The organism is Streptomyces sp. ActVer (assembly GCF_027270795.1).
GTDB classification, from domain to species: domain Bacteria; phylum Actinomycetota; class Actinomycetes; order Streptomycetales; family Streptomycetaceae; genus Streptomyces; species Streptomyces umbrinus_A.
Window position 1 is genome coordinate 1 of sequence record NZ_JAPWHT010000517.1, and the last position, 6965, is coordinate 6965.

Annotated in this window: 6 protein-coding genes; 5 read left to right on the forward strand and 1 reads right to left on the reverse strand. The window is 71.5% G+C overall.

The window, feature by feature from the left end:
- From O3Q52_RS46010 to O3Q52_RS46025, 4 genes are all read left to right on the forward strand, one after another.
- Positions 1–2677, forward strand: a 2677-nt coding sequence (locus O3Q52_RS46010) for a BTAD domain-containing putative transcriptional regulator (protein ID WP_269654443.1), incomplete at its 5' end; no start/stop codon positions are given.
- Entirely contained in the window at positions 2674–3417 is a 744-nt protein-coding gene (locus O3Q52_RS46015; protein WP_269654444.1) for an A24 family peptidase, read from the forward strand. The genes O3Q52_RS46010 and O3Q52_RS46015, both read left to right, overlap by 4 nt.
- Before the next feature lie 95 nt (positions 3418–3512).
- Positions 3513–4712, forward strand: a complete 1200-nt coding sequence (mqnC, locus tag O3Q52_RS46020; protein ID WP_269654445.1) for a cyclic dehypoxanthinyl futalosine synthase — start codon at positions 3513–3515, stop codon at positions 4710–4712.
- Positions 4713–4752: 40 nt separating this feature from the next.
- Positions 4753–5202: a hypothetical protein gene (locus O3Q52_RS46025; protein WP_269654446.1), complete on the forward strand. Its 450-nt coding sequence runs from the start codon at positions 4753–4755 to the stop codon at positions 5200–5202.
- 218 nt (positions 5203–5420) lie between these two features.
- Here O3Q52_RS46025 and O3Q52_RS46030 read toward each other — a convergent pair whose 3' ends face one another.
- Complete coding sequence (locus O3Q52_RS46030; RefSeq protein WP_269654447.1) at positions 5421–6446, reverse strand: chitinase; 1026 nt, start codon at positions 6444–6446, stop codon at positions 5421–5423.
- Between the two features lie 176 nt (positions 6447–6622).
- Here O3Q52_RS46030 and O3Q52_RS46035 point away from each other — a divergent pair.
- Positions 6623–6965 (forward strand): hypothetical protein (locus tag O3Q52_RS46035; RefSeq protein WP_269654448.1); only part of this gene is annotated, 343 nt, incomplete at its 3' end.

Here is a 6965-nt window from a genome sequence, read left to right on the forward strand (position 1 = left end):
CCATCAGCCCGAGCACCGGAACCGCCCCGAGTGCCACGAGCGCGGCGGGCCCCCGCCCCCGCCCGTCGCGGCGCCGCTGCCCGTCGGCGCGACCGCGGCGAGCTTCACGCCGGGGCTGTCGCAGCTCGGGCAGCAACTGGAGGGGAACCAGCGGCCGGCCGCCGCGGCTGCGCAGCAGACGCCGGGCGGGCTGCTGGGCCAGCAGCAGGAGCAGGCGGCCTCGACGGCCGCCGCTCTGGTCGAGCAGGCGGCCTCCGCCGCCGCGCACGCCGAGAGCGGGACCGGCGCCCACGCCTCGGACGACGACACGAAGTTCTACCGGATCCAGCCGCCCGAGGGCCGTCACCACGACTCCCTCTGGGAGGTCGCCGAGCGCCACCTCGGCGACGGGCGGCGGTACAAGGAGATCTACCAGCTCAACAAGGACCGTACGCAGCCCGACGGTTCGAAGCTCTCCGAGGCCAGCCTCATCCGGCCCGGCTGGATCATGGAGATGCCCGGCGACGCCCGCGGCGGCGAGCTGGTGGAGATGCCCGACGAGGCCCCGAAGGTCTCGGAGGAAGTTCAGCAGCAGATCTCCGACTACGCCAGGACCGGCGGTGCCGAGGGCGCCGGCGGCCGGCAGGGCGGCGGCTCCGGATCCCTCGACCGCGACACCGCCCACATCAGCCTTCCCGAGCAGCGGCCCGCCCCCGACCAGGGACACCCGCAGGGCCAGGACGGGCAGCGAGGACAGCAGGGGCAGCAGGGTCAGGAGCATGCCGCCCCGGCCGCCGGCGAAGACGGCGGGTTCGGGCTGCCGCAGGCACTGCTCGGCGCGCCCCTTCTCGCCGCCGGACTCCTCGGCGCCCTCGGCCGGCGCCGGCGTCAGGCGCTGTGGCAGTCCGCCCTCGGTGCCGTCGGCGGGCGGCGCGGCATGGAACCGCCGACGCCCACCGGCGCCGCCGCCGACGCGCAGGACGCGCTGCTGGTGGGGGCCGACCCCGAGGGCGTGCGCCTTCTCGACCTCTCCCTGCGCGGGCTCGCCGCCTCGCTCGCGGGTGAGTCCCGGCCGCTGCCGACCGTCTACGCGGCCTGGATGAGCGGCAACGGCGACCTGCACCTCCAGCTCGCCCAGCCCGCCGGGAAGCCGCCGGCGCCCTGGCAGCTCGGGCAGGACCAGACGTTCTGGATGCTGGCCCGCGCAGACGCCGAGCGGTACGAGGACGTCGACACGGCCGCCCCGTACCCCGGCCTCGTCAGCCTCGGCACGATGGACGACTCGCGGCTCCTCCTCAACCTGGAGGCCGTGCCCGGCATCGTCTCGCTGAGCGGCCGCGAGCAGGACCGGGCGGGCGTGTTCGCCTCCGTGGCCGCCGAGTTGGCCACCAACGGCTGGTCCGACCGCATGACGATCACTCTCGTCGGCTTCGGCGAGGACCTCACGCCCCTCGCGCCCAACCGGCTCCGCCACCTCGACGACATCGAGGCGCTCGTGGAGACCATGGAGGCGGAGACACGGCAGCGGCGCGGTGCGCTCGGTGCCGCAGGGCACGACTCGGTCCTGACCGGCCGTACGGGCCCTGCCCAGCACACCCGTTGGGCCCCGCACCTCGTACTGCTGGCCGCCGAGCCGTCCGCCGAGGACGCCGTCACGCTCGCCGAACTCGCCGCCGACGCAAGCAGGTTGGGCATCGGGTACCTCGTCGGCACGCAGTCGGGCGATCTGCCCGGTGCCGCCTGGGAGATGGAGATCACCAGCGAGGGCAAGCTCCTCGCGCCGCTCCTCGGCCTCGAACTCGACGCGCAGCTCCTGCCGGTGTCCCAGCAGCGGGCTGTCGTCGAGCTGTTCACCGACGCCGACCCCGAGCGCGACGACGACCGCCCGACCACCACCCCGCCGTTCCTCGTCGACATCAGCGAGCAGGGGCGTCCCGCGGTGTACGCGCGGCTCGTCGGCCCGTACGAGATCATCGGCCTCGAAACGCCGGACGGTGAGCGCAGCCCGCTGCTGCACGAGGCGTTGGCGCTGCTGCTTCTGCACCGCGAGGGCGTGCACCCGCGGGTGCTGTCCTCCGCGCTCTGGCCGCGCGGTGTCACGGACGACGTCCGGGACGCGCTCGTCGAGCGGCTGCGCGCCTGGCTCGGCAACGACCCGGACGGTACGCCGCGGCTCGGCACCGACTCGACCGGGCGGCTCAAGCTCGCCAAGTCCGTCGTGTCCGACCTGGATGTGCTGCGGTCGCTGTACCACGAGGCCACGCAGGGGCGGGGCGCCAACAGCCGTGCCGTGCGCGGGCGTCTGCTGACCGACGCGCTGGTGCTGGTGCGGGGGCCGTTGCTGGCCGAGCGGACCGCGGGGCGGTACGGGTGGCTGACCCACGAGATCATCGACGCGCAACTGCCCCTGCTCGTCGCGGACATCGGGCTCGCCCTGTCCGCGTTCCACCTGGAGAAGGACCGGGCGGAGAAGGCGATCGAGGCGTTGAACGCGGCGCTCGGCTCCGCGCCGGGCGATGAGCGGTTGTGGAACGAGCTGCTTCGGGCGACGCATGCCACCGGTGACAGCGAGCGGTTGAAGAGGCTCGCGTCGGATCTGGTCTCGCGCAGCGGTGCTCGTGGGCTGCCGCCCAGGACCGAGGCTTTGCTGGACGAGCTGCTGCCGGCTTGGCGCAGCGGCGTGGCCGCAGTGGGATGAGCGGTTTCCAGCCGATCGACCTGCTGATGATCGGCGGCGCCGCACTCTGGGGCGGCGTCGTCGGTCTGTTCGTGCCCCGCGCAGCCCACCGTTTCTCCGTCGCCCCCGACGAGCCGTGGCAGACGCGGTGTCCCGAAGGGCATCTCATCGTCGGCCGGGTCGGGCTGGCGCGTTGCCGGGAGTGTGGGGGGCAGGCGTACGGGCCCAGCACCCCCCTCGTCGCCCTCGCGACCGCGCTCGTCTGCGCGGCGCTTGCGGCAGCGACCGGTACCCGGCCCGAGCTGGGTGTCTGGCTGTTGGTCGCGCCCCTCGGCGTGCTGCTCGCCGTTGTGGACTTCACCGTGCAGCGGCTGCCGGACGTGCTGACGCTCTCGCTCGCGGGAGCCGCCCTGGTCCTGCTCGTAGGAGCAGCCGCCGCGCCCGAGAACGCCGGGGAATGGCTGACCGCGCTGTACGGGTCCCTCGCCCTCGGTGGCGGCTACTTCGTGCTCTTCCTCATCAACCCGAACGGCATGGGCTTCGGTGACGTGAAGCTGGCGCTGGGGATCGGAGCCGTACTCGGCTGGTACGGCTGGGGAGCCCTGCTGCTCGGCACCTTCGCCGGGTTCCTGTTCGGCGGGCTGTACGGGCTGGGGCTCGTCGTCGTCCACAGGGCCGGTCGCAAGACCTCCATGCCGTTCGGGCCCTTCCTGATCGCGGGAGCCTTCGTGGGCCTGCTCATCGGGGCGTACGCGGCCTGACGTCCGGGTGACCACACGGCCTGACGTCGGGTGATCACATGTCCTGGCGTACGCTGGATCAGTCCGTCCACACCCCTATGAAAGGGACCGCTCCGGTGACCGAGAAGGCCGACCTCCAGTCCGTCCTCGACCGTGCCGCCGAGGGTGGGCGGATCACCCCGGAAGAGGCGCTCGACCTCTACCGCGACGCCCCGCTGCACGCGCTCGGCGCCGCCGCCGACGCCGTACGCCGCCGTCGGTACGCCGGTACGGAGCACATCGCGACGTACATCATCGAGCGGAACATCAACTACACGAACGTGTGCGTCACGGCGTGCAAGTTCTGCGCCTTCTACGCGCCGCCGAAGGACACCGCCAAGGGCTGGACGCGGGATCTGGACGACATCCTGCGCCGCTGCGCGGAGACCGTCGAGCTCGGCGGGACGCAGATCATGTTCCAGGGCGGGCACCACCCGGACTACGGCGTCGAGTACTACGAGAAGCACTTCGCCGCGATCAAGGCCGCCTACCCGCAGCTCGTCATCCACAGCCTGGGGGCGAGCGAGGTCGAGCACATGGCCCGTATCTCCAAGGTCTCCGCCGAGGAGGCGATCCAGCGCATTCACGCCGCCGGGCTCGACTCCTTCGCCGGCGCCGGGGCCGAGCTGCTGCCCGCGCGGCCCCGCAAGGCCATCGCCCCGCTCAAGGAGAGCGGCGAGCGCTGGCTGGAGATCATGGAGGCCGCGCACAACCTGGGCGTGGAGTCCACGTCCACCATGCTGATGGGCACCGGCGAGACCAACGCCGAGCGCATCGAGCACCTGCGGATGATCCGTGACGTGCAGGACCGGACGGGTGGCTTCCGGGCCTTCATCCCGTACACGTACCAGCCCGAGAACAACCACCTCAAGGGCCGTACGCAGGCCACGCTCTTCGAGTACCTGCGGATGATCGCCATCGCGCGGCTCTTCATGGACAACATCGCCCACATCCAGGGCTCCTGGCTGACGACGGGCAAGGAGGTCGGCCAGCTGTCGCTTCACTACGGCGCGGACGACCTCGGTTCGATCATGCTGGAGGAGAACGTCGTCTCCTCGGCCGGTGCCAAGCACCGCTCCAACCGCATGGAGATCATCGATCTGATCCGCAAGGCGGGCCGCGTCCCGGCCCAGCGGGCCACGACGTACGAGCACCTCGTCGTCCACGACGACCCGGCGAACGACCCCGTCGACGAGCGGGTCCAGTCGCACATCTCGTCGACGGCGATCGAGGGCGGCACGGCCCACCCGGAGCTCAAGCTCCTCGCCTCCAACTAGTGCCCCGACCGGTGCGATCAGTGTTCCAACTGGCTTTGCTGTGCTGACGATTCACGTCGCGGACGAGTTGCGGTACGCCTGGGGCGACCCCGATCCGGTCAAGGACGGGGCTGTCGCCGTGGAGGGCGACCGGGTTGCCGCGACGGGGTCGCTGGCCGGCCTTCAGGAGCGTTTTCCGGGTGCGCGTGTGCGGCGGTGGCCCGGGGTGCTCGGGCCTGGCCTCGTCCTTGAGGGCCCGCTCCCGGATGCTCCGACGCCGCGCGAACGGGTGCACGCGGTGCTGAAGTCGGGTGCGGTGGCGGTTCTGGAGCAGTACGTCGATTCGGTCGCGCTGAGGGGTGCGGCCGGGCGTAACGACGTGGTCGTCCTGGCCCGGGTCCGCCCCGCGGGGATCGAGGCCGGGGGCCGGGCCGACCTCGCGGTCTTCGACGAGGACGGGGCGTGCGTGGCAACTGTGTGCGCGGGACGCCTTGTGCATAGGCGCCGGTAGCTCCGCTGGTTGGGCCGGTTTTCGGGTGCGGGCCCGGTGGGGGCTGGTCGCGCAGTTCCCCGCGCCCCTAAAAAGCAAGGGGCTACCGCCCCCGAAGACGAACGGCCCGGGCGGTAGCGCTGGCCTTTCGTCTTTAGGGGCGCGGGGCGGTGACATTTGCGGCTCCGCCGCGGGGCGCGAGCAACCCCCACCCACCCGCAGTCGAAATGTGACCCCAATCACCCGGTGAACGCCTCCGCGAAATCCCCGGCCCCCTGATCAACCCCACTGCAATTCGTCGCAGCGTCATCCGAAGACGCATCGTCGCCTTCACACTGCTGGTCCCGGAACGTCGACCACATCGACACCCACGCAACCCCCTTCTCCTCCGCGAACGAGCGAACCTGCGCCGCGTCGGACAGGGAGAACGTCTCGTTGTCCACGTCGTTGACGCCGATCATCGAGGTGAGGGCGAGCCCCTTCCAGGCCCCGGCGTCCGACAGCCCGAAGATGTCCTGAAGTTGATCGTGGGCGGCCTGGGCCGACGTCTCGGCGTAGTCGCCCATGTCCTCGTCGTACGAACTGCCGTAGTTCATGGTCATGATGTTGACCGTGGAGACCTGGACGCCGTTGTCGTTGGCGGACTCCAGCAGCGCCACGCTGTCGCCGTCGAGCCCGGACGGCATCACGGGCAGGGTGAAGGTGACCGCCAGGTCGGAGCGCTCCTTCTGGAGGAGGGCGATCGCCTCGGAGCGCAGCGCGACCGAGTCGGAGTCGGTCAACTGCTCGCCCTCGATGTCGAAGTCGGCCTCCGTCGCCCCGGCGGCGTCGAGCGCGGCCCCGTAGGCGGCGGCCAGTTCGGAGGCGCTGTCGCAGGTCGAGGCGAGCTCCTTGCCGGAGGCGCCGCCGAAGGAGACGCGCACGGCGCCGCCGGACCGAGTGAGCGCCGATATGCGGGACTTGACCGCCGAGTCGCCGATGGCCGTCGTGCCGTTCCACTTCGGCGTGCAGCTGCTGCCGCCCGCGATGACGAAGGCGAGGTTGTACGTGGCCGGGGAGCCGGCCGAGTCGTTGTCGGAGGCGGTGGTGGCGCTGACGTACGGGGCGTACGTGGTGGTGGCCGACTCCGCCGAGGCCGCCCCCGTCGCCGACGGCTGTGAGGACGACGATGACGACGACTCCGAGTCCGGTTCCGAGGAGCACCCGGCGCAGGTCAGGGCCGCCAGACAGACGAACCCGGCAGTCGGCTTGAGGAAACTCCGCATTGCGTATGCACCGCTCTCTGGTTCACGTCGTGGACCGAAAACGTCTCACAGGCGACCGTGGTGCACGAAGCCGAGCCGAACTCTCTCAGGGAAACGACAGGATCAGGCATTTCTCATGGCCGTCCCACAAGGAAATCAGAGTTTCGGACACATAAAGGCTGCCTAATATCCGGGGAATGCATCTCGAGCCTTCCATCGAATCCCGCGCCGCCGGCCACGGCCGCGGGCGCCGCCGCAAACGCGGCAACGGGTCCATCGGGTCCAAAGGGTCCGCAGACGGTCCCGTGTTCGTTGACAACTCCGGGCGCAGAGCCAGGCTGCTGCGCCGGATCGGTCTCCTCCTGGGCGTCGTCTGCATCGGGTACGCGGTCGTGCTCGGCATGGCGTTCATGGGCTGGGGCCCCTCACTCTCCCCGTCCTCGCTGCTGCCCTTCGGGGGCGGCGGCCCGGGCAACCAGAACTCCCGGCCCGGCGGCGGTGTCCAGCCGCAGGGCGGCACCGGCACGCCGCCGGCGCAGC